The sequence below is a fragment of the Nostoc sp. DedQUE02 genome, assembly GCF_034531035.1.
GTDB lineage: Bacteria > Cyanobacteriota > Cyanobacteriia > Cyanobacteriales > Nostocaceae > Nostoc.
Window position 1 is genome coordinate 21,391 of the sequence record NZ_JAVRBY020000035.1, and the last position, 23,355, is coordinate 44,745.

Here is a 23,355-nt window from a genome sequence, read left to right on the forward strand (position 1 = left end):
GAACGGGCGGGATAAAAACTGAAAGGAAGTTACAAAGTGTAAACATTAGCGGTGATGAAATTCGACCTCTTTTTCCAGAATCTTAATATCATAGTTGCCAAAGAAATCGTGACCTAGTAAGCCGATGCTTGCTTTTGGTGCGATCGCTACTTGAAGATTATTGGCTGTAACTCCACCTACTGCTATAGATTTTACCTTACTGGTTGAGAATTCTACTTCGCTACCATCGGCAATTTGGGCTTGCATTGTACCCGTAGCCTGGAGTTGAAGTGTATTGGCCATACCTTGAGTGATAATGGTTCCACTAGCACCTGTATCTACAATCATTTCAAAAGTTTTTTTGTCGTTAAAGGTGACATCAATCACAGGAGTTCCACCAAAACGGCGTTTAACTGCGACTCGAAAAACTGTGTTGTCTGAAGGTGCAGCTACATTACTATTGCCACAAAGCCTTCCCAATCCCACAGTTTTACCAGAGGAAGTTATCATGTAACATGCTCCTGGATCGTCTGCTGTGGCCCGATGAGAGAATGCTAAAAACATCTGCGTCGGCATTAGTGCGATTGCAACTAGGTTAACGGTCGTAATCCAACGCCTCCAAGCATTCTTCATGTTATATTTATCTCCAATTGTCGTGATGAATCTTAAATTTCTAATATCAAAAATCAGAATTTATTTATTAATTAAAAAGATAAGAATTCAAATTTTATCCGTTTTAAAATAGATATTTTTAACCACTTTTTGTAGCTTTCAGTTAGCTGATAAGATTTTTTATGTAATCTGTCTCAACCAGGTAAAATTTTATCTGACTCAATACATCTTACCTAGAATTACTGATTGATAAATTAAAGATTAAGTAAAGACATGATAAAACTACTTAGACCAGATTAAATCTGACATACTAAGAAATTGGCTTAGAGAAATTTGTTAGCTTGCTCAAAGCTTGCAGCTGCATTTACAGCAGTTGCGATCGCATTTTTAACGGCGATATCTTTTTGTTCTAAGATGATATTTTCACTAACAGTACGCCCAGCAACTACACCGCAAACAGCAGCAGCAGCAAAATTATACACTCCTGCCATTTTGAATAGTGTGCCGCATTCCATCTCATAATTCAAGATATTCAAGCGCTGATATTCTTCTGTAATGCCGTGCAGCGATCGCATTAAATTTGGATTGGCAGAATCAGTGCGTTCTTGTCCTTCGTAAAAAGTATCAACTGATGCCGTAATTCCGATGTAGTGTTCAACTTTTAATTCTCGCGCGGCTTTAACTAAAGCGACTGTCAAAAAAGGATCGGCTGCGGCTGGATATTCCACAGGTGCAATGTCATTTGCTGCACCTTGGCGACACAATGCTGCACTGCTAATAACAACACTACCGACTGGTATATGAGGTTGAATCGATCCGCAAGTTCCAATGCGAATAATTTGCCGGATTCCTACTTGTACCAACTCGTTGACAACAATACTTAATGAAGGCGCACCCATACCACTTGTAGCTGATAAAATGGTGCGACCATTCGGTAAGTATCCTACATAGCTATTGAGTCCGCGATTTTCGGATAATAAGCGGACATCTTGTAGATAAGTTTGGGCAATTAAGCGCGATCGCTCCGGGTCGCCAGATAATAAAGCAATGCTAGGAGGTGATGAACCTAAATCATCTTGTCCAAAACCAATGTGATAAAAGCGTTGATTTGGCATTCAATTTTAGATTTTAAATTTTAGATTATTTTACTTACGAACCGTCTTTACCTATAAAAAACTTGCAAGTTTTTTTTGGCAATGTAAAGAATCAAAGCTGAATACAGCATCTTTGAGATCCAAAGCTGCAATTAAATTTTGCACAATTACAATTTCGCTCTCCTGTTTATTTTCAAATTTTTCCATGCCTAAAACTAGTCCTCTTTTACTTGCAAAGACTGAGACTATGCTGACAAAGTTCTGACATGATTTTTCGTGGTCGATGACTGTTCCTTTAATGCTTTTACCATCAATTCCACACCAATCAGATGCTTCTAAATCAACGTATTGGTATGCCCATTGATTGAATATTGCAACAAGTTTCTCAAAATCTACTCCCATTACTACACGCCTGATAGTTGAGTATGAAGGTACACCATGTTTTTGAATGCCAAACATCTCTATTAGTACCTGACGATGCCGCTTGACAAAATCCCCCCATGCACGATACCCAACATATCCACTCATAGTGCCCATTATTACAAATAGCAACACCAACCAAAGTCGATGTCTTCGACCATCAGTCGTTCTGAAGTCTTCTCTTCGAGAGGCTTCGCCAACAACTTGTCCCAGATGTTCAATCAGAGAAGCACCCATATTTTTTATCCCCTCAACACTTGCAATTTTACCTGTTTTAGGGAATGAAACAGCCCTGCCTTTTTAAGGGGGGCAAAGAACTCTCAAAGTCCTCCTTTTTAAGGAGGATTTAGGAGGATCTACGACAATTTTGGTTTTCTAGAGAGATGTGTGTACACCGTAGCGATAAATTGGGGGGCAAAGAACTCTCAAAGTCCCCCAATTTATCGGGGGATTTAGGGGGATCTACGACAATTTTGGTTTTCTAGAAAGATGTGTGTACACCGTAGCCCGAAGAGCGGGGAGGGGTTGGGGGTGGGGTTCTTTTCTTATGGTTAATTTGGCGGACATGATATGACAAATTGTTGAGATTGTGGTGCGTTTCACTTTGCGACAACGCACCCGACATTAGGATGCGATCGCATAATCGCAGATGTGCAAAATGTGAATTTAAAAATTTCCATTAAGATTTTAAGTAGTAACCAAAAGTTAGTCAGGAGTTGAGATTATCTCTTTGAGAGAACAATGGTATGCTGCGCGATCGCAAGTCAAGCACTGTCCTGGTTGAACGTCGATTTGACACAGTTGCAGTGTAACAACCATTTTCTTCTCCGTAACGCTCACTTTTGGAGATTAATTCCACACTTCGGTAAAATCCAACACAAACCCTGGTAAAACATCTTCCCCTGATGAATTTGCAACGGAATGAAGCGGGATACGCCCGCAGCGATCGCGTCACTGTTGCTGACTGTAGATCCACCCACATCAACTCCGAGCTTTTCTTAGTGCCATTCCACTTTCAAGCGTTTAGCCAATTGGCGTTGCGGCCCTTCTTGGGCTTCATAAGCATCTATCACACTTTGGCGTAAATCAGTTGAGTAAGGAGCAGGCATAACTATGAGTATTTTTGCTGCCTCTCCAGTTTACTAAATTTGTGGTCTATTCATCTGAAATCAGGATAAAAGCAATCCTCAATTAGTCAAAAAAACTCGTTCTAAGTTTCCGTCTAAAAAACCGCTTCATAGAGGCATTGGAACTTAACACCAGTCACTCAATTTTTCCATTCTTAATACTGCTTAATTCTTAATCCGTTTTGCAACTAACACCTGGGACTTGATATAGCTTTAATCTTCTTATCTACTTAGGTAAAGTAAAGTCAATATAAATATGTTGTTTCTGAATGTGAAGAGTTAACAAAGATGACTACCTAAGTAGAAAAGTTAGTATATAGTTATTATTGTGTTATTAGATGTTTCCTATTTTGAAGCTAGAGAGCTATAGGCAATAGCCTACAGTGAAGTTACATAGATTCCTATTCTCTATCAGCTGTTTGATACTTTCAATACAGTTGAGCTTACCAATTGATAAAAGCCAACGGAAAGTACAATTTCAAGCATTTAAGCTTGTTTTCCTAGACTTTTTCAATGAAGAGTGCAATGGATAACATGTGCATTCATCAATGATAGTTGGAAAAGCGCCAAACTCAATATTCATTTCTTTGTATAAGCTAAAGCTGAAATAGTCCAAATTGTTCTTCGATAGTACGACTTTTGAGAAAGCAGAGGGCAAAGGGCAGAAGGTTTTATTAAAAAAGGATTCATATCCGTCCTTAATAAGAGCGACCAAATTTTTAATTTGGTCAGGGTTTTAAGCCTTTGTCTCTAACTTTTAAAGACGCTGCGTGAACAGCCACAGCAGTGACCAATAGTCAGAATTACTTTCAGCATAGCTGCCCTCTGCCTTTATTCTATAAGCTAATCAAGAAGGTTAAACTTCAAGGACAATATTCATCTTTAGAGGTAGATGGAACTAAGCCAAAAAAAGTTTTAATTTTGGCATAGGTGTAGCCCATCGTAGACATCGCTTTGTGTTGTCAAATCTTACTAATTGCAATTAAAAACTTAAATTACCGCAGAAACACTTTAGGTAGGTAAAAGTTATGGCAAGGATAATTGGAACCAACGATAACGATACTTTAATAGGTAGCAACAGAGTAGATGAGATTAATGGTAATGCAGGTAGCGATCGCATTGAAGGTAAGAATGGTAACGACGTACTGCGCGGTGATGCTGGGGACGATACCCTAATAGGTGGTGCTGGAAATGACGTACTCATTGATAGTTCTGGTAACAACGTGCTGGAAGGCGATGCAGGAAATGATTCCTTTTATTTATCCGCCTCGAAGACTACGCCTTCTTCCTTAATAACTCAAACTGTAGATGGAGGAAAAGATTACGATTACTTGTCTGTAGATTTTAGCCAATCCAATGAAGGAATAACTTCAACTTTCAATAGTTTCACCAACGAAGGTTTGATTACATCTGGGAACAATCAAGTTAGCTACAAAAATATTGAACGATTAAAGATTGTAGGCACAGCCTATGACGACCAGATTTTCGGCAGTAATGGCAACGATACCATTCTTAGCGGTAAAGGCGACGATTACATCAGTCTTGATTACTCAACTGCACCCTATTCCTTAATCACTAAAAAGATAGACGGAGAGACTGGCAATGACCGCTTATCTTTATATTTGACCAGCGCTACAAGCAGAATCATTTCGACTTTCAATACTACCACTAACGAAGGCAGCATTAAAGTTGGTACGAACCTGATTAACTATAAGAATATTGAAGGATTAGAGATTAGGGGCACTATCTACGATGACTATATTGTAGGAACTAATGGCAATGATTACCTCTTCGGAGGTAGCAGTGGCAACGATACAAGTTACGGTGACGATCAAATTTTTGGTGGTGCTGGTAACGACTACTTGAGTGTTGATTATTCAACCAGTAATAACACACTCATCGGTGGCACTGGTAACGATAACTTAAGCGCTGACTATTCCAAGGGTAATAACTTACTCTCTGGAGGTAATGGCAATGATAACTTATCTGTCTCTAATTCATCTGGTAATAACACACTCATTGGTGGTGCTGGTGACGATAGCTTAAGCGGTGACTCTTCCAAGAGTAATAACTTACTCTCTGGGGGTGATGGCAATGATAACTTATCTATCGGTAGAGATTTTTTTAACAATTCGTTTCCCAACTCTGGAAATAACACGCTCATTGGTGGCGCTGGTGATGATAATTTGAGTGTTGACAATTCATCCGGCAATAATCTGCTAGACGGTGGCGATGGCAATGACACTCTCTTTGTCTCTAGCTACTACGACTATTTCGGAAGAAATACACCTGGATTTGGCAATAATACAATCATTGGCGGGAATGGCAATGATTCTATCTATATCATCTTAGAAACTTCTCCTGCTTCTTTAAAGGTTCAAACAGTAGATGGGGGGGCTGGCAAAGATGTCTTGAAATTCTATTATGCTTATCCTACCGAGGGAATCACTTCAACTTTCGATGCCAGTACTAAGAAAGGCTCTATTACTGCTGGTAATAATCTGATCAACTATAAAAATATTGAACAATTAGAGATATCAGGTACAAGCTACGATGATCAGATTATCGGCAGCAGTGGCAACGATTCCTTGGATGGGGGCATTAATGGCAATGACTTGATAGATGGCGGTGCAGGAGAGGATTTATTATCTTTTTATGGCTACCAAGCTACCGCCGGAATCACCTCAACTTTCAATGCTACTACTAACCAAGGCACAATTAAAGCTGGCTCACATCAAATTAGCTACAAAAATATTGAACGATTGGAGATTGTAGGCACACGCTACGATGATCAAATTGTCGGGAGCAATGGTAATGATTCGTTGGATAGCGGTGATGATGGAAATGATACGATAGATGGTGGTGCAGGGGACGATTTATTATCTTTTATTAACTACCTGCGTAGTGAAAGAATCACTTCCACTTTCGACGTAACTACTAACCAAGGCACGATTAAGACTGGCTCAAATCAAGTTAGCTACAAAAATATTGAACGATTAAATATTTTAGGTACAGCCTACGATGATTATATTGTCGGGGCCAATGGCAACGATGTTCTCTCTGGTGGCGGTAATGGTAATGATCAAATATATGGCGGTGCAGGTGACGATAGTTTAAGCACTGACTATTCAAATGGCAATAATCTGCTCGATGGTGGCAATGGTAATGATAATATCTTTGCTTCTGGATCTTTTGATGAGTATCGTGGTGAGCTTTACATCAATACTACCTCTGGGAATAATACGCTTATTGGTGGGGCTGGCGACGATAGATTGATTGCTGACTATTCATCAGGCAATAACTTGCTCATTGGTGGCGATGCCAATGATTATCTCTCTGCTTCTGGTAATGATTTGTATACTGAATACGGGGTTTATTCAACCACTGGAAATAACACGCTCATTGGTGGTACTGGTGACGATAGATTGATTGTTGACAATTCATCAGGCAATAGCTTACTCATTGGTGGCGATGGCAACGATCATCTTTCTGCTGTTGGTGCTGTTGGTAATAATAGCTTTAACGGTGGTCTTGGCAATGATATCCTGACTGGAGGTAAAGGTGCAGATACCTTTATTTTCGAGAGTTACAATCAAGGGCTAGATCGTCTTGAGAACTTCAGCACAGTTAATGATCGTATTCAGATATCCTCTGCTGGTTTTGGTGGCGGGTTATTAACAGGTACACTTAAGACAAGTCAGTTTACTCTCGGAACTTCTACAACCACTAGCGAAGAGCGATTTATCTACAACAGCGCTACTGGTGCATTGTACTTTGACCTTGATGGCAGCGCGTCCGGGTTTACTCAGGTACAATTTGCACAACTATCTACTGGATTGTCACTAACCAACAACAATTTTGTGGTTGTTTAATCGGAGTTAGCGCTCTGCAAGCCAACCAAGTGGTAAGGTTTGCGGAGTGCTTTTTTTTAGTATCTCGCATCTATTTTGCTCAATGCAAATGGCATCCGCGATCGCCGTAATTGATTCAAATACAGAGGATAGCTTTGTCAACTAAATTCGTCAGGATTGGTCGAACAGACTACTAGACGGCAATCATTTAAAAGTACATTAAGTTCCTGTACAGCTTTCAAGGGATTTTTAAAAGTAAACATAGATGCGATGGCAGCTTCATAAGGATTTCTGCCTGTTCTTTTGACGGCGGCTAGCGCATCTTTATTGGAGAATGCCCGAATACTAACCAACCATGCAGCTAGCACATGACCAGTGCGGCCAATACCACCCGAACAGTGTACAACTACTTTTTCATTTTGTTTGTCTGCTGCTACTAAAAAAGGAATTATTCTTTGGGTGAGCATTTCTAAATTAGCGAATTGAAAATCTGTAATCGGTGCCCAACAAACTTGCTGCTCACCAAATTTTTGTTGATATATGCCTAAAAGATTTGAGTAACGAGCTAGTTGCTTTTGAGGGAGAAGACAGCAGACTCGTTGGATATTTTGTTTTTTCATGAACTCAATCCAATCAGATACCTGTTGATTAGAGTAACCAGGTCTGGAAGCACCAAATACAATCGGTTCATCTTCCCAAGCAGCAGCAAACTTGTATGGATTTCTAGTCATTTGTTCCAATGCCTGTGGGTTGTGTTTATCCCACATCTATAAATTTGTTTTATATCAATTTTGTTTCTTAGCTACAAGTGCTTGCTGCATACAAATCAAACCATTCCATGAGAAGCACTAACAGGAAAATTAGCTAGTAATTAAGCTTTCGTTAAGATAAGGTTATAAAAGAGAGCTTTTCACTTGTATAAGTTCATTTTTCAGAGCTAACAGCTTTAGGAGCGTTATTGCAGACCCCAAACCCTGTTCAAGTAGGAGATAAAGTTTTGATTCTACGTCCTTTTTATGTAACTGGAAAAGTTGGGGTAGTTTGTGGTCGAGAGTCACACTCAGATGGTCAATCAAGCACCCGATGGCTCATTCAAGTAGATTCAGATGAGGAAAATATTATAGTTTCACTCAGGAAGAATGAGTTTGAGGTGATTACCCCGGAATAAAAGTAACTTCAGGCTGTTGTCGGTGGTTCATCACCAATTCCCAGTTTCTTCTTACTGCACTTTAATTGTTTCCAAAGTTCCTTAATTTGCTGGTAAGCCTCTTTGGGGTCAAGCTTACCATTACTTTCTAAACTGGTGATAATCGCAACTTTTTGAGCAGATTCTTGCAAGTTAGCATTAAACACTAAGTTTTCTGGTTTAACTTGTTCGTAGTAGCGACCACGAGGGTAAAGGAATTTGTTTTTGTCTTCCTCTTGAGACTGGTTCATTACTTAGCCTCCCTACTAATAAGTTTTCATCAATAATGTCAACCCAGTTTAAACGATCTCCTCAATCAAATGGTTGTTGAAAAATATAGTTAGCGATCGCTGGAATTATGAGCCTTTTTTTAGTATGGCTCATAGTCCAGAGTCCTCAAATTTAGAGTCGAAAAATTTCAGCAATTTAGCTTAAAGCTTTCTGAGCTTGAATTTTGTCAAAAATAGCACCTTCACTAAAAAATTTCTGCCCAATACTGTTCCAGCCTCCTAAATCCTCAACTTTCAACAAAGTTTTAATTTGAGGAAAATCGCTACTGAGTTGTTTTGCGATCGCAGTATCAACAGGACGAAAACCTATTTTGGCAAATTCTCTTTGTACCTCTGGAGTGTAAAGATATTGGACAAATGCTTCTGCAACTTTTCGAGTAGCGTGTTGTTCAACATTTTTATCTACTACAGCAATAGGATTTTCAATAGAGATATTCACATCAGGGACAACATACGAAAACTTTTCGCCCTTTTGTTTTGATAGGATCATTTCGTTTTCATAATTGAGTAAGGCATCACTCTGACCTTGTTTAAAGAACAATTCGCTGGCATTGTGAGCAGTCTTGGGCTGCAAGGGTACATTTTTATAGACCTTGGAAATAAAATCTAATGCCTGACTCTCATTGTTGCTAGTTTTTATCGCGAAACCCCACAAACTCAGAAAATTCCAGCGCGCACCACCTGACGTTTTCGGGTTCGCTGTTATCACACTCACACCAGGGCGTGCTAAATCTGACCAAGTTTTAATATTTTTGGGATTCTCTTCACGAGTGGCAATTGCAACTACAGATTGGGTCACAATTGCATTATTTGGCGCTTCTTTTTCCCAGGCGGGTTGAATAAAACCTTTTTGAACAAGTTTCTCAATATCAAGGGCTAGTGATAGGTGTACTACATCAGCCTCTAAACCATCAATTACATTTAGGGTTTGAGAACCAGACCCATCATAACTTTGAGTAAAAGTCAGATTTTGATTATGCTCTTTTTTCCACTTATCTACGAATTTGGGAATGATCTGCTCGTATGCGTCTTTTGTCACCGAATAGGAAACCAACGTTAGCTTGACATCACTAACAGAAGTTGCCTTAGTATCACCAGTCTTATCAACGTTAACACCAGAGCAAGCCGTCATGACTAGGCTTAAGCTGATTCCCACCAAAAAGAAGGATATAAACCGTCGATGTTTTATAGCTTGCCAAAGCTTGACAATGTAAGAGTGAACTGGCTTGGTTGTGTATCTATGGTGTTGTTTGATACTCAAAATTTTCCCCTTAGGTAATAAATGCGGTATTCCCCGCGATTTACTGTAGTTTAAAGGTATTATAAGGTAGTTCCTGAAATTACATAACCTTTTATTAACCTAAATTTAAACAAGTTGTAGATTATGTACTGAAAGAGGCTTACTGTTGCCAAAATGAGAGCCTTGTTCGTACTTGTTTACGATTGCGGAAGCGAAGGATGGTTGTTAATGTTCTTACTTTTGAATTTTCTGCAAAATGTTTCAGCTACCTTGTATAGCTAAATAAATATATGATTAAAGCCGTACTTTTTGACCTTGACGATACGCTTATAGATCATGATGCAGCAATTAGAGATGCGGCAAGTGCATTATTTAATAAAATCATACCTAATAGCAAAGATGAGCTAAATATATTTCAAGAACAATGGATATCCTTGAATCGAAAGTGGTACAAGAAGTTCTTTGCCAAACAAGTTATACCAATTCAAAATTAAAAATTAAAAATTAAAAATTAGGGAAGCTAGACAGAACAAAGGTTTGGGAATATGTATCTGTCGCATTCTTTTTTAAAATTGGTATTACGTTTCAAGAATCGGGTAGAGGAAAACTACAAGAAGCATTCTCAAAATACGGTTATCAATTTTCAGATACAGATGCTGATACCTTACTCTCGGAGTACTGGGAGCATTACGTGAGTATGTGCCAGTTATTTAATGATGTCGATAAATGTTTTGCACAGTTACAAAAATGCAAGATTGGGGTAATAACAAACGGTCAGGAGGCGCAGCAGGTTGAAGTACTTAAACGATGCGGTATTCTGTCAGTTATGGATGTCGTTTTTACCTCAGAAGCGGCGGGATTTGCGAAGCCTGCGTCCCAGATTTTCCAGTACGCTTGTGCCAAATTGGAAGTACAACAAACACAGAGCGTCTATGTTGGAGATAACCTTGAACTAGACGCGTTAGCGGCCAAAGATGCCGGATTAATAGGAGTTTGGCTTAACCGTTTTAACCGTGGTTTGCAAGCATCTCCTCAGATTATAAAACGAATTAATCGGTTGACTGAACTATCAGAGTTAATATCATAGAAGCTGGCATCAAGTCCAAACTAAACTGTACTGTATTGTTGATTTTTAGCAAACAGTACCGAATTTGGTACAACTGCCCAAATCCACGCCGACTCAAAACATCAAATAGCGATCGCAGAACTAACAGTGACAGTTGTGACGCTATTCTTAGTGCTAGGGGCAGACACTCTATTCAAGCTGTAAATCTTTTAATTAAAGTTAGCAAAGTTGTTGTCAGCTAACGCACATCTGGACGCAGAGCTATAAAATCTTGTAATGAGTGCGATCGCTCGCATCAAAGGCTGTTCCTTCTGCCTTCTGCCTTTTTTCGGTCAAGTTTATACCTCTACCTGTTTGATCTCTGCATCTGTTGCTTGGTCTATTTCTATAAACTTTGGCCCAGCAATGAGAACTATCACCATCATTAATAGACTTGTCACCATGATGATGCTGACCACGTTGGGATCGTCAAAATTACTCGTAGCTACTAATAATGCTGCGGCAAAATTGCGTTGGGCAGTTCCGACTCCTAGTACTCTTTGAGTATCAATGCCAGGCCCACCTAAAAGATAACCGACGCTAAAGGAGAATATAATAAATATCGCACAAACAAAGATTGCACCTGTTTTTAATAAGCTAATGATATCGTTGGTGTGAATGAAGAGTCTGACTACTAAACCAAAAAGTAATCCATAACTAGATAATTTGAATAAAATTGGCTGGATAATGGGAGCGATCGCAGCAAATTTGGCTTTGATAAATAATCCCATCATTAACGGACTAACCATCAGCAACAACAAGGGTTTAGCAATGTCCCAAGAGTTGATTTGCACACCTTGCACTACTAACGGCAGAACCATTGGCATATAAAAAATAGTACCCAGCATCAGCAACATCATTAATCCCACAGAAAAAGCTATATTGCCCTTGACTATTTGAGCAAGTTTAGGCAAAGCTGGCGGCCCTGATGCTACTGCCATAATTAGTAAACCGTCTCTAATTGGTTCGCTTAAAGGTACTACTTGCACTAGCAAATAAACAAAAACTGGCACTAATACAAAATTTGTTAGTAAAGATAAGATGACGAGTCGAGGGCTGCGGAGTGGTTTCCAAATCTGTTGTACCGTTAAACCTAAACCTGCACCTAACATAGTGCAAACAATGAATGTGAAAAGTGCAAGTTTGTCAATTACTACTAAAATTTCATTCATGATTTAATTATTTGTCAAAATAAAATATCTAGTTGGGATAGAGAACAGGGGACAGTAAATTAATCCAAAGATTCGAGTTGTACTGAAGCCTATTCCCTATTCCCTATTCCCTATTCCCTATTCCCTATTACTTCAACTCCAGGCTGACTTGCTGTAAGTTACCAGTAAAGGCAAACGGTACTTGATAAGTATCAACAACGGGAGTACCTGTATCTCTGCCAACATCAAAGGTTTCATCTAGGGCTAAACGGTAAGCGATGGTTTTTTCCACACGTCCTTCGGCTACCTGTTGGTCATTGATGAATAATTTACCGATTCCGCCTGCACCTACAGCGCCGCCGTCATAATCAAAGTTGAAACGAAGTGTAGATTTACCGGGGGGCAACTTTTCTCTTGATTGGATGATGTAGCGCGCAGTGTTGGCGTAGTTGTAGGCATAGGTAGGCTTGCCATCCTCAAGGAAAAAACTCCAACCAGCAAAGCGTCCGCCTTGGGTCAAAAGGATACCCTCTGCTCCACTTTCAGGAATTTCTACATTAGCTGTGATGTTGAAGGATCTATTTTTCAGGTTTGGGGCGCTACCTTCTGGGATGCCGAATGTACCTGGATAGTAAGTGAAAGTTGTGCGTCCTCTGGTGAGGCTGGGGCGAATTTTAACATCAAATCTTTCAGCGATGCGATCGTCTAGTGGTAATACTTGGTGTTTGCTGGCTTCCTTTAAAAACAACTTTTGCAGTTTTTCTAGCTTGTCTGGGTTTTCCTTTGCTAGGTTGTTTGCTTCGCTGAAATCTTCTGTAATGTTGTACAGTTCCCACTCATCTGTATCAAAGTTCCCTTTGACAGTTCGTTCCCAAGGTAAGCGACCGTGACGCGCTGCCGCTACCCAACCTTCATCGTAAATGGCTCGGTTGCCCAACATCTCGAAATACTGAGTTTGACGATGGGAGGGAGCATCAGGGCGATCGAAGGTATAAACCAGGCTAGTACCTTCGATTGGTTGTTGCTTAACACCATTCACTTCTTTAGGAGCAGCAATTCCCGCTACTTCTAAAATGGTGGGTGCAATATCAATTACATGATGGAATTGGCTACGAATGCCACCTTGGTCTTTAATATTTGCGCCCAAGGAAATCACTAAGGGGTTACGAGTTCCGCCAAAGTGAGAGGCGATTTGCTTTGTCCATTGAAAGGGAGTGCTGACTGCCCAAGCCCAAGCCGCCGGAAAATGGTTAAATGTTTTGGGACTACCCAAGTCATCATAAGCAGCTAGCAGTTGTTGCAGATTTTCGGGTACACCGTTGAAGACTTGGAGTTCGTTGACGCTACCTGTTAAACCGCCTTCTGCACTAGCACCGTTGTCTCCAACAATGTAAATGACTAGGGTGTTATCCAGTTCACCAAGTTGATCAACGGCATCAATTAGCCTGCCTACTTCATAATCTGTATGACCTAAAAATCCAGCAAATACTTCGGCCATGTGGGCATAGAGTTTTTGCTGTTCTGCTGTGAGGGAATCCCACGCTGGTAGTTCTTGGGGGCGAGGAGTGAGTTGGGCATTGACAGGAATTACACCCAGTTGTTTTTGACGGGCAAAGATTTCTTCGCGTAATTTATCCCAGCCTTGGTCAAATTTGCCTTTGTATTTATCAATCCAAGCTTTGGGGGCGTGGTGGGGTGCATGGGTGGCTCCGGTAGCAAGATAGGCGAAAAAGGGTTTTTCTGGTGCAATAGATTGTTGGTTGCGAATCCAGGCGATCGCATGGTCTACTAAATCAGGAGTCAGGTGATAATCTGGCTTGTTGGTTGGTTTCTCTACTCGCCTAGTATTTTCTACTAAGGCAGGACTCCACTGATTAGTATCACCACCAAGAAAGCCGTAAAAGTATTCAAATCCCAACCCTGTAGGCCAGCGATCGAAAGGCCCAGCAGCACTAGTTTCAAAGTCTGGGGTGTTGTGCCATTTACCAAAAGCTGCTGTGTTATAGCCATTTTGTCGTAGTATTTCAGCAACGGTGGCGGCACTCTTAGGCAAAATTGTTGTGTAGCCAGGATAACCTGTAGCTAATTCCTCAACAACCCCTGTATTCACTGAATGGTGATTGCGTCCAGTTAACAAAGCTGCCCTAGTAGGCGAACACAGGGCTGTGGTGTGGAATTGGTTGTAGCGTAATCCTCTTTCGGCTAGGCGCGTCAAATTCGGAGTGTCCACCGGGCCGCCAAAAGTACTCGCTTGTCCAAAGCCCACATCATCTAGGATCGCTAGCAAGACATTGGGTGCTTTGGCTGGGGCGGTTATGGGTTGGGGAAAGTCTGGTTGTGATTCTTTGTAGGTGAGGCCGATTTTACCTTTGAACTCTGGCTGAGGAACAGGTAAAACTTGGGATGTAGCTGCTAGGGCAGGGCCATTGACCATCAACAAAGCGATCAGCAAAGATAAAGCGATCGCCTTTGCAATTTCTGGAAACAAATTCCAGTGCTTGGATTCAAACTTCATTCTTCATCCTTTCTATAGTCAGGTTTTTCACTAAGCGAAATCCGATATGGGTAGTTCCCGTGTCGGGGGCTTGAGATTCTCGCGCTGCTGGGCGGAAGCGGCTGCAATAGTTGATCGCACACAAATAAGAGCCACCTTTGATTACGTGTAGGGCGTTTTCGGTGGGTTTGTTGGGGTCAAAACTTTGTTCTGGGCCTTTTGGGTTGACACTGTGGTTTTTTTGGTTGTGTCCTGGACGAAACCAATCGGAGGTCAATTCCCAGACGTTACCTGTGATGTCATACAGACCATAACCATTTGGCGGAAAGGAACCAACTGGGGCAATACCTGCGTAACCATCACTTTTGGTGTTGAAAAAGGGAAAAATTCCTTGCCAGGTGTTAGCTTTTTTCTCAGAGTACTGGTTGCCCCAGGCGTAAGTTGCAGCATCTAACCCACCACGGGCGGCATATTCCCACTGAGTTTCGGTGGGTAAGGATTTTCCTGCCCATTGAGCGTAAGCTACAGCATCTTCGTAGGCAATATGAACGACTGGATAATTATCTTGATGTACGATTGCACTTTCTTTTCCAAATGGATGTCGCCAATTCGCCCCAGTCTGCCAATGCCACCAACTCAGCAGCTTTGCTCCTGGTTGTGCGATTTCAAACACCAAAGAACCAGGTAATCTCTGCTCATCTGGCAAGTCGGGAAACTGTTCTTTTGATAAAGGGCGCTCTGCAACTGTGACATAACCTGTTGCTTTGACAAACGCTGCAAACTGTGCATTTGTCACTTCATATTTATCGATACAAAAGGAACTAACTCTTACCTCTTGAGCTGATAGTTCTTCTATCAAACCAGAATTATTCGATCCCATTGTGAATGTCCCATCGGGAATCATTACCATTTCTGAGGGACAGGAATTTACGGTAGCGGCAAAAGCAGGAGGAATGATCAGTGCCATCGCTACCCCTGTAATTAATAACAATGCTAAAAAACTTTTCTTTAACACAGTGGTGTTGACTGCTAACAAAAATAAATTAAAATTCAGGCTAAATATTTCTAAAACATTTACTGTGTAAAGCTATGACGTAATTAATAGGCGAAAATCTAGCAATTTTTTATCAAAAATCACCATCAATGTGAGCTAATTTAAAAAACTTTAGTTTGTTTGAAATTAGTATTATACTTTATACTGATAGATTTACCGTACTTAATTACGATATTGATAACTTACCTCTTAAGCAAAAATAAGTCAAGAACTTTTTTGGCTGACATGATATAGTCCAATACAGTTCAGTTAAGGCTAAAACTCTGTTAACAAAGTCAATTTTTTAACGAACTGCCAAAGCGCAGAGAAGCCAGTGCGTCCTTGCGGTTCCCCAACTTGTACTCCTTCGGGGATCTTGCTACGCCCAGCGTCTCCCCTTGAAAGAAGCAACTAGCGCGACGCATAGAGAAGAAATAGATGCTTAATCCAAGCGTATTGTGATATAGCCTGAGAATTGATATCTGATTCGTACAAAAATCTAAAGACAACTGAATTTGGCTTGACTACTGACTACTGACCCTGATAAAAACTCCACCCACGGATCGGGGTTTTTTATTGTTTAGGGATTTTTTATATTTTTTTAACCCAACCTTTTAAAGTTGACGCGCTACTACAATGAATTCTCAATAAATTGTATTGAATTATGAGCGATCGCATTTCATAAAGGAAATTTTATCGAGCAGTTTTCTAAGATATTTCATATTAGAAAAGACATTATTTTGTTTTTCTACTTCCTCCTCTCTAGAATATTTCAAAGCATAAATTCCTGCTGAATGTGCAGCTTCAATTCCCACATCGCTATCTTCAATAACAACACAATATTCAGGCGAGAATCCCATTCTATTTGCTGCGTATAAAAATAAACCGGGATCGGGTTTCCACGAGCCAATATCATAAGAACTAAACAAGCGATCGCCAAAGTAATGCGACAGAGCAGTTACATTTAAAGCCTTGCGAATTTTTGCTATTGGCGCACTTGAGGCAACACAAACAGGATATTCGAGAGTTTTTAGCATCTCTGGAACGCCTGTGATTGGTTGCAAGTAAAATTCAAATAATTCATCTACTCGGTGACGATATGTTGCCTCAAAATCTCTGGGCAGCTTTTCGCCATACTTCATTTCTATATCCGCTAAGATTAAAGCTAGCTTTCTGCCACGATATCGACGAATCAGACTTTCAACGGAGTCGTTGATAAAAGGTAGCAAATCGATAAATGCTTGGTTACAAAGCCGCTCACTATCAACTAACGTTCCGTCCAAATCAAAAATCACACAAATATGCTTCATGTTCACAACTGATCGTCAGTTAATATGAGGAATGAATTTGGATGTAGAGACGTTGCAATGCAACGTCTCTACAAGGATTTTGAAATAACGCAAAATTATTTTTCATACCGCAATCAGCAACGCCCCTTAGATTTAGGGCTATACGATCAACTGGTCATGCAAAATTTACCCTTGTTGCTCTACAAGGGTTTATGTCTGCATTCATAAGTACTGAGTACTTTTTAATTTACTCAGCACTCATGACTTATAACTCAGCTTTACAAAAGAACTGGTTGTGCTTCCTTAAACTCAGCTTTCTGCTTGAACACGCTTGGTACTTCAGCGCTGAAAGCTTCACCTTGAACCACTTCTGAACGTGAACCATCAACTCCTACTGGAACATCGCCTGTGATGGTGGTGCGATAAAGGAGACGTTCGACATCCAAATGATCCAAATCTTGAGGAGCCAAATGCACGGTGGCGCGGTTGTCCCAGAAGGCGATATCACCGTTGTTCCAACGGAAGCGGGTGGTATATGCAGGTTTGGTGACTTGGTTGAAGAACAACTCTAGCAACAGTCTGCTCTCTTCTGGTGACACATCAACAATGCGAGAGACAAAGCCAGGGTTGACGAACAAGGCACGCTCACCAGTCTCAGGATGAACTCTGACGACTGGGTGAATAGAAACTAGGGGATTGACAGCAATGCGCTGGTCGAATTTATTGTTGCGGGGTTGATAACCGCCCCCATTGAAGCGATGTTCCGCTTTTAATGTATCAGCTAGCGATCGCAGGGGTGCTGAGAGTCCCTCATAAGCTGCCACAAGATTACTCCACTGGGTGTCACCACCGAAACTAGGGACATTAACTGCGCGTAAAATTGACGCTGCTGGTGGGTTGATCGCCGCCGTTACATCTGTGTGCCAAGGGCCGCCAGTGCGAAAACCATACTGCTTTTCATAGAGCTTACGGTCTACGGGTTTGATCTGAGGAAATCCCGGAACTGGTTCAGGCTCTCCCAAGGGATGGGCGAAAGTCACTTCGCCAAAACGAGATGTGAACTCGACCTGGGCAGCATGATCGATGTTCTGACCACGAAAGAACAAGACTTTCCACTTTAATAGTGCTTTGCGAATTTCTTGGACTTGATCCTCAGAAAGAGAGCGGGAAAGGTCTACGCCGCCGATTTCTGCACCGATGAAACCAGCTACCTGTTTAACTTCTATATGTTTGTAGCCCATTAGGATTCTCCAGAGTTTTATCTGTCGGGAGGTGTTCATACTCGCCTATTTCCTTGGGAATTTTGCCGATACCCAATATCTGCTAGCAACATTCCCATACTGGGAGCATAACTGAAATTATAATACACTATTCCGATACAATTAAAGTAGTATGCAGTTGCTAAATAGTAACTTCCTACGTTTTTGCAGGCCAATCATCTTCTATAACGATCCGATGTCACTTTGCAAAAGCCTTAGCTCAGACAGATTAGCGATACCTGGGCAGCAAACTACGCGATTATTTGACAGTTCTTAGTTAATCTAATTATTAGTAAACCATAATAAAATTTTCCTCATGAAAATTTGGCATAGACAACTAGGGGAAAGCATCAGTAATATTACTTACCACTACTTACCCGCCTTACGCTGGCGTAATTTTCGCCTGTTTTTTGGGGGACAGTTACTATCAATGTCTGGAACATTTATGACCCAGCAGTTAACTATTCCTTGGCTGGTATACGATTTGACTCAATCGCCTTGGTTGTTGGGAGTTGCAGGGTTTGTACAATTTTTACCTACGTTATTACTGATTCCCTTTTCGGGCATATTGTCCGATCGCTGGAGTCGTCGTGACTTGTTAATGGTGGTGCAGATATTGGGAATTAGCGTTTCCCTGGCTTTAACGATTCTCACCTTTACCAATTGGATTACCTTTCCTATCCTCTTGGTACTGAGTGCTTTCAATGGTTTGCTCAAGGGATTAGATATGCCCGTGCGCCATACAATCGTCACCGAAACCGTAGACGATCGCGCCGATTGGAGTAATGCGATCGCCTTGAATTCAGTAATGTTAAGTTCCTCTCTCGTAGTCGGGCCTGCTATGGGCGGGATTTTGATTGCGACACTAGGGGTAAAATATTGTTTTCTTTACGATACCCTCAGCTATATCCCTGCCATATTTACCTTGCTAGCGATGCGGCTGCAAGCCAGACAGATGCAAGCCCTTACGGGCATTAGCGATACTTTGGAGAAATTGCGGGAAGGCTTTGAATATGTCTCGAAATTCCAGCCGATTAGAGTAATTTTATTAATGCTAGCGTTACATGGTTTCGTCGGGATGTCTCATGTCGCGCTGATGCCTGTTTTTGCAGCAAAGATTCTCAATGGGAACGCAACTACAATGGCTCACCTCAGCACTTCAGCACCGATTGGCTCGTTGTTTGCTTGTTTGTATCTAAGTGTCAGACGAGGGATTGTAGGCTTAGAGCGTTTGATTGTAGTCGCTCAAGTTTTGATTGGGATGAGTTTGATATTCTTTTCACTCTCACGTCAAGTTTGGCTATCTATAATCATTCTGGTATTTGTAGGCTGCTTTTCTATCCTCAACATTACTAGTAGTAATATGATTATTCAAACCCTAGTTACCGAGGATAAGCGCGGACGGGTAATGAGTTTTTACGCCCTAGCAATGGTGGGTACAATGCCCTTTGGAAATTTGTTAGCTGGGACTTTAGCAGATAATTTTGGTGCGACTAATGCCTTGATTGTCTGTGGTAGTTTGATTATTTTAGGTGCGCTCTGGTTCTCTGCACAATTGCCAGCAGTAAGCCGTTGGATTGCTCGCTAAACAAGTCGCTTATTTTTGTACAACAAAGCAGATATTTGGAAAACAAGCATCTTCCGCCACACCTTAAAAGTGTAGTGGAAGACGATCAATTACATCAACTTGGCAGAAGAAAGTTGCACTTATAGCTCAATACAGTTCAGTTAAGTATTTCTTCCTCCTCCTCCTTTGCGTTCTCTGCGTCCTTTGCGGTTTGTTAAAAAATTGAATTTGACAAAGAGTTAAGCCTTAACTAAACCGTATTGACTTATAACTGATAGCTGATTTTTGCATCCCAAGGAGCAGGTTTGCTAATTTGCTTCCATATAGGACTATACAAGGCTTCATGTAGTTCTCGTGCTAGTACCACCAAACCTGCATAACCTGCATAAGCATGATGACGTTCATGGTTAATGTCTAAAAAAGGAATTCCCGTTTTGAGTGCTGTATATTTATTGCCAGCCCCAGTAATCAACACATCAGCTTTTGTTTGGTGCAATACCTTTAATAATGCCTGGGGAGTTGTGTCAGACAAAAGCATTGCATCTGCACCAAGATATTGTTTAATTTTAGCTTTCTCCTCTTCTGTTGTTTTGCCATCTGTAGCTGCAATAACTTCCATTCCCAAATCTTGGGCTGCTAAAATCAGCGACCAACTTTTCACACCACCAGTAGAAAGAATAATCCGCTTACCTTTTAAATCAGCAAGGTAAGGAGTTAAGGCAATATCTAGAGCAGCATTTTCTTGAGCAATTAACTTTTCTGTACGTTCTTGCAGTTCCCAGGCAATAACACTATCTCCCAAGGATATACTTAATTTGGTCGCAATATTCCGCAAGCAATCGTTTAAGTTGGTCGCACCATAGAAGGATTCTTCAATATAAGGAATTCCATAGCGTTCCGCCATAGTTTGCGCCATTTGTATAGCTACATTTGAGCAAAGCACTACATTTAATTTGGCGCGATGAGCATAGCAAACTTCTTGATAACGAGCATCACCTGTAATTTTAGAAAGAACGCGAATTCCCATTTTTTGGAATAATGGTAAGATATTCCACGTTTCACCTGCAACATTATAGTCACCAACAATATTAATATCGAATGGTGTAGTAAATTCCGGTTCGACTGTACCAATGACAGCATTCAATAAAGTTTCATTACCGATGCGATTCCCTAAATTTTTACTACCAAGAAATCCAGGCGCATTTACATAGATAACTGGGACATTAACTTGTTTTGTAGCAAGTTGGCAAACACTATCAATATCATCACCAATCAAAGCAGACAGACAAGTAGCATAAACAAAAATGGCGGCAGGATGATAGCGTTGAGCAACATCCACAATCGCTTTGTACAGTTTCTTTTCTCCACCAAAAACGATATTACCTTCACTAAAGTCAGTAGTAAAAGCAGTTTGGTATAATTGTGAGCCTGATGATAGGCTGCCATGAGTTGCCCAAGGATTGTGAGTACAAGAAACAGCACCATGTACTAAATGAACAGCATCAGTAATAGCTCCGACAGAAACCATCGCTCCATCAAAAGGGCAATTTCCTTGGGTTGCACCTGGTTGTGGTGGTTTTGTGCAAGTGAGTTTTTTCTGACCATTAAGCTGTTTATGGTTAGATTTGCAAGGTGTTTCGCTAAGAGGTTCGTTAACTTTTACTTGAGTGTTTTTCATGCTTTTCCTCGTGCTAAAAATAAGTACAAAACAGCCAATAATGAGGAGTTAGGAGTATTATTTTTTCTCTATCTCCTATTTTTTTACTTACCAATTTTGCCGCCTAGTCTCCACTCGTCTTTATAGATGCTGGTAGACAAAGTTGATTGAGACTGATTTCTGAGAAATTACAAAAAACAGCAATTGATGCACTAGCATTTCAGATAAAACAAGCAACTCCTCTGATGCATCCTGTATTTTTAGAAAGGCTTGTTATGGCAGCCCTCGCATGAGTTACATTTTCGCCTGTAGCCCCTCACCGCAACGAGATGTAACTCACTCAGACGATAAACACTATAATTCTTTAGCTAGTGTTAGCTTATCTAAATATTAGTATAGCTAATAATATCTGAAATCAAGTATTGTTTTGAGATTTTTAGAATATAAATTATTAGATAATAAAATAGGATGATTTATACATATATTTTCTATGTACCTTATATTATTTTTTATTATTTAAGCAATAAATTTAGTTTTTACTAATAGTATTTCAGGTATTTTTTTAACTAGAATAATAATCTATCCAGGTAATTGTAGCCTTAACTATTTTAAAAGGCTCTAAAACTATCGATAAGTATAACTATATTAAAAATTTTCTTGAAATTTGAAAACTATACACTGTTTGAACTATGAGCTTTAGCCGCAGCCCTGGTTGGATTCACGGTGGCGATCGCTTTGCAGATCCGAGAGATTCTCCCAACAGCCCCCTCTGCCAAATATTTCCTGATTCCCTGTTCCATATTTCTCATTTATATGCAATTCTTAATATTATAGCTAATAACTCCGGTAAATCGATTGATATATAGTATTTTGTATCCTGGCTTTTGCAAAGCAATGCTCATAGCTCTGCAATACTCTAGGCAAATCACTGTCAAAAGGCTATATAAATATCACAACCTTATTAAGCATCCCAACAAAAAGTAGAGCAAACCGTATGACAAAATATGTAAATCTTGGCAAAACTGGACTCAAAGTATCCCGGATTACACTAGGCACAATGACTTATGGCTCGCGTAAATTGCGCGAATGGGTATTAGAAGAAGAAGAAAGTCGTCCATTTATCAAACTGGCTTTGGAATTGGGGATTAATTTCTTTGATACCGCCGATGTCTATTCCTTGGGGAAGAGTGAAGAAATTGTCGGACGAGCGCTGAAAGACTTTGCTAAACGAGATCAAGTTGTGATTGCTACTAAAGTACATGGCAAAGTCGGCGATGGGCCTAATGATCGAGGACTATCTCGCAAACATATTTTTGACAGCATTGATGCTTCTTTGCGGCGGCTACAAACTGATTATGTAGACTTGTACCAAATTCACCGTTGGGACTATGAAACACCAATTGAAGAAACCCTAGAAGCATTGCATGATATTGTCAAAGCAGGTAAAGTCCGTTACTTAGGAATTTCTAGTGTTTACGCATGGCAGTTTGCTAAAGCCCTTTATACAGCAGACATTCACGGCTGGACTCGTTTTGTATCAATTCAAAATCACTACAACCTAGTCTATCGGGAAGAAGAACGAGAAGTGATACCCTTAGCTCTAGATCAAGGAATTGGTATTATTCCTTGGAGTCCCTTGGCGCGGGGCTTTTTAGCAGGGAATCGCAGTAAGTCAGACCATGGCCAAACACTGCGCGCAAAAACTGACGAATTTGCTCACAATCTCTACTATCAAGATTCAGATTTTAAAGTAGTCGATCGCGTAGTTGAATTAGCCGGAAAACGGGGTGTGAAACCCACACAAATTGCCCTAGCTTGGCTATTGCATCAACCAGGTGTGACATCTCCGATAATTGGCGCTAGTAAGATAGAACATCTTAAAGAGGCTGTCGAGGCAGTGGATTTAGAGCTTTCTGATGAAGAGCGCAAATTCTTAGAAGAACCTTACACACCCCATCCGATACTAGGGCATCAGTACCCGTCTGGAAATCGCCCATAGAG

General features: G+C 40.6%; 20 protein-coding genes. 7 read left to right on the forward strand and 13 right to left on the reverse strand.

Annotation, left to right across the window (positions count from 1 at the left end; translation table 11 throughout):
- Window positions 1–45 precede the first annotated feature (45 nt).
- The 4 genes from RMX98_RS22975 to RMX98_RS22990 all read right to left on the reverse strand — a co-directional run bounded on the left by RMX98_RS22975 (window position 46) and on the right by RMX98_RS22990 (window position 3,085).
- On the reverse strand, window positions 46–612 hold the full coding sequence (locus RMX98_RS22975) for a retropepsin-like aspartic protease (protein WP_322676202.1): 567 nt from the start codon (window positions 610–612) through the stop codon (window positions 46–48).
- A 302-nt stretch (window positions 613–914) separates the two neighbouring features.
- Window positions 915–1,706, reverse strand: a complete 792-nt coding sequence (locus tag RMX98_RS22980; RefSeq protein WP_322676203.1) for a nucleoside phosphorylase — start codon at window positions 1,704–1,706, stop codon at window positions 915–917.
- Between the two features lie 51 nt (window positions 1,707–1,757).
- A complete protein-coding gene (locus RMX98_RS22985; protein WP_322676204.1) occupies window positions 1,758–2,342 on the reverse strand; it encodes an ISAs1 family transposase in 585 nt (194 codons plus the stop codon).
- A 599-nt stretch (window positions 2,343–2,941) separates the two neighbouring features.
- Window positions 2,942–3,085: a hypothetical protein gene (locus tag RMX98_RS22990; protein ID WP_322676205.1), complete on the reverse strand. Its 144-nt coding sequence runs from the start codon at window positions 3,083–3,085 to the stop codon at window positions 2,942–2,944.
- 1,175 nt (window positions 3,086–4,260) lie between these two features.
- On the opposite strand from RMX98_RS22990, the gene RMX98_RS22995 reads away from it, so the two are divergent.
- On the forward strand, window positions 4,261–7,104 hold the full coding sequence (locus tag RMX98_RS22995; protein WP_322676206.1) for a calcium-binding protein: 2,844 nt from the start codon (window positions 4,261–4,263) through the stop codon (window positions 7,102–7,104).
- Between the two features lie 137 nt (window positions 7,105–7,241).
- Here the strand turns inward: RMX98_RS22995 and RMX98_RS23000 are convergent, their stop codons facing one another.
- The gene (locus tag RMX98_RS23000; protein ID WP_322676207.1) at window positions 7,242–7,814 is read right to left on the reverse strand and encodes a dual specificity protein phosphatase family protein; all 573 of its coding nucleotides are present in this window, start codon (window positions 7,812–7,814) and stop codon (window positions 7,242–7,244) included.
- Window positions 7,815–8,041: 227 nt separating this feature from the next.
- On the opposite strand from RMX98_RS23000, the gene RMX98_RS23005 reads away from it, so the two are divergent.
- Window positions 8,042–8,251, forward strand: coding sequence for a hypothetical protein (locus tag RMX98_RS23005; protein ID WP_322676208.1), 210 nt, complete (start codon window positions 8,042–8,044; stop codon window positions 8,249–8,251).
- Window positions 8,252–8,259: 8 nt separating this feature from the next.
- On the opposite strand, the gene RMX98_RS23010 is transcribed toward RMX98_RS23005, so the two are convergent.
- A complete protein-coding gene (locus RMX98_RS23010; protein WP_322676209.1) occupies window positions 8,260–8,520 on the reverse strand; it encodes a hypothetical protein in 261 nt (86 codons plus the stop codon).
- Between the two features lie 175 nt (window positions 8,521–8,695).
- Entirely contained in the window at window positions 8,696–9,820 is a 1,125-nt protein-coding gene (locus RMX98_RS23015; protein WP_409881465.1) for a sulfate ABC transporter substrate-binding protein, read from the reverse strand.
- A 269-nt stretch (window positions 9,821–10,089) separates the two neighbouring features.
- On the opposite strand from RMX98_RS23015, the gene RMX98_RS23020 reads away from it, so the two are divergent.
- Window positions 10,090–10,293 (forward strand): hypothetical protein, encoded by a 204-nt coding sequence (locus tag RMX98_RS23020; RefSeq protein WP_322676210.1) that lies wholly within the window; start codon window positions 10,090–10,092, stop codon window positions 10,291–10,293.
- An 83-nt stretch (window positions 10,294–10,376) separates the two neighbouring features.
- Complete coding sequence (locus RMX98_RS23025) at window positions 10,377–10,886, forward strand: HAD family hydrolase (RefSeq protein ID WP_322676252.1); 510 nt, start codon at window positions 10,377–10,379, stop codon at window positions 10,884–10,886.
- 317 nt (window positions 10,887–11,203) lie between these two features.
- Here the strand turns inward: RMX98_RS23025 and RMX98_RS23030 are convergent, their stop codons facing one another.
- The 5 genes from RMX98_RS23030 to RMX98_RS23050 form a co-directional block, all read right to left on the reverse strand.
- Complete coding sequence (locus RMX98_RS23030) at window positions 11,204–12,076, reverse strand: sodium:proton symporter (RefSeq protein WP_322676211.1); 873 nt, start codon at window positions 12,074–12,076, stop codon at window positions 11,204–11,206.
- A gap of 127 nt (window positions 12,077–12,203) precedes the next feature.
- Window positions 12,204–14,570 (reverse strand): arylsulfatase, encoded by a 2,367-nt coding sequence (locus RMX98_RS23035; protein WP_322676212.1) that lies wholly within the window; start codon window positions 14,568–14,570, stop codon window positions 12,204–12,206.
- On the reverse strand, window positions 14,560–15,516 hold the full coding sequence (locus RMX98_RS23040) for a formylglycine-generating enzyme family protein (RefSeq protein ID WP_322676213.1): 957 nt from the start codon (window positions 15,514–15,516) through the stop codon (window positions 14,560–14,562). Before RMX98_RS23040 ends, RMX98_RS23035 begins: the two co-directional genes overlap by 11 nt.
- 728 nt (window positions 15,517–16,244) lie before the next feature.
- Window positions 16,245–16,892 (reverse strand): HAD-IA family hydrolase, encoded by a 648-nt coding sequence (locus RMX98_RS23045; RefSeq protein WP_322676214.1) that lies wholly within the window; start codon window positions 16,890–16,892, stop codon window positions 16,245–16,247.
- Between the two features lie 257 nt (window positions 16,893–17,149).
- On the reverse strand, window positions 17,150–18,151 hold the full coding sequence (locus RMX98_RS23050; protein ID WP_409881467.1) for a TauD/TfdA dioxygenase family protein: 1,002 nt from the start codon (window positions 18,149–18,151) through the stop codon (window positions 17,150–17,152).
- Between the two features lie 295 nt (window positions 18,152–18,446).
- Here RMX98_RS23050 and RMX98_RS23055 point away from each other — a divergent pair, with 295 nt between their 5' ends.
- Entirely contained in the window at window positions 18,447–19,718 is a 1,272-nt protein-coding gene (locus RMX98_RS23055) for an MFS transporter (RefSeq protein ID WP_322676215.1), read from the forward strand.
- A 244-nt stretch (window positions 19,719–19,962) separates the two neighbouring features.
- Here the strand turns inward: RMX98_RS23055 and nifE are convergent, their stop codons facing one another.
- The gene (nifE, locus tag RMX98_RS23060; protein ID WP_322676216.1) at window positions 19,963–21,375 is read right to left on the reverse strand and encodes a nitrogenase iron-molybdenum cofactor biosynthesis protein NifE; all 1,413 of its coding nucleotides are present in this window, start codon (window positions 21,373–21,375) and stop codon (window positions 19,963–19,965) included.
- A gap of 668 nt (window positions 21,376–22,043) precedes the next feature.
- On the opposite strand from nifE, the gene RMX98_RS23065 reads away from it, so the two are divergent.
- Window positions 22,044–22,220 carry a hypothetical protein gene (locus RMX98_RS23065; protein ID WP_322676217.1) on the forward strand — a complete coding sequence of 59 codons (177 nt, stop codon included), beginning with the start codon at window positions 22,044–22,046 and terminating at the stop codon, window positions 22,218–22,220.
- 128 nt (window positions 22,221–22,348) lie between these two features.
- Entirely contained in the window at window positions 22,349–23,353 is a 1,005-nt protein-coding gene (locus RMX98_RS23070; protein ID WP_322676218.1) for an aldo/keto reductase, read from the forward strand.
- Window positions 23,354–23,355: the final 2 nt, after the last annotated feature.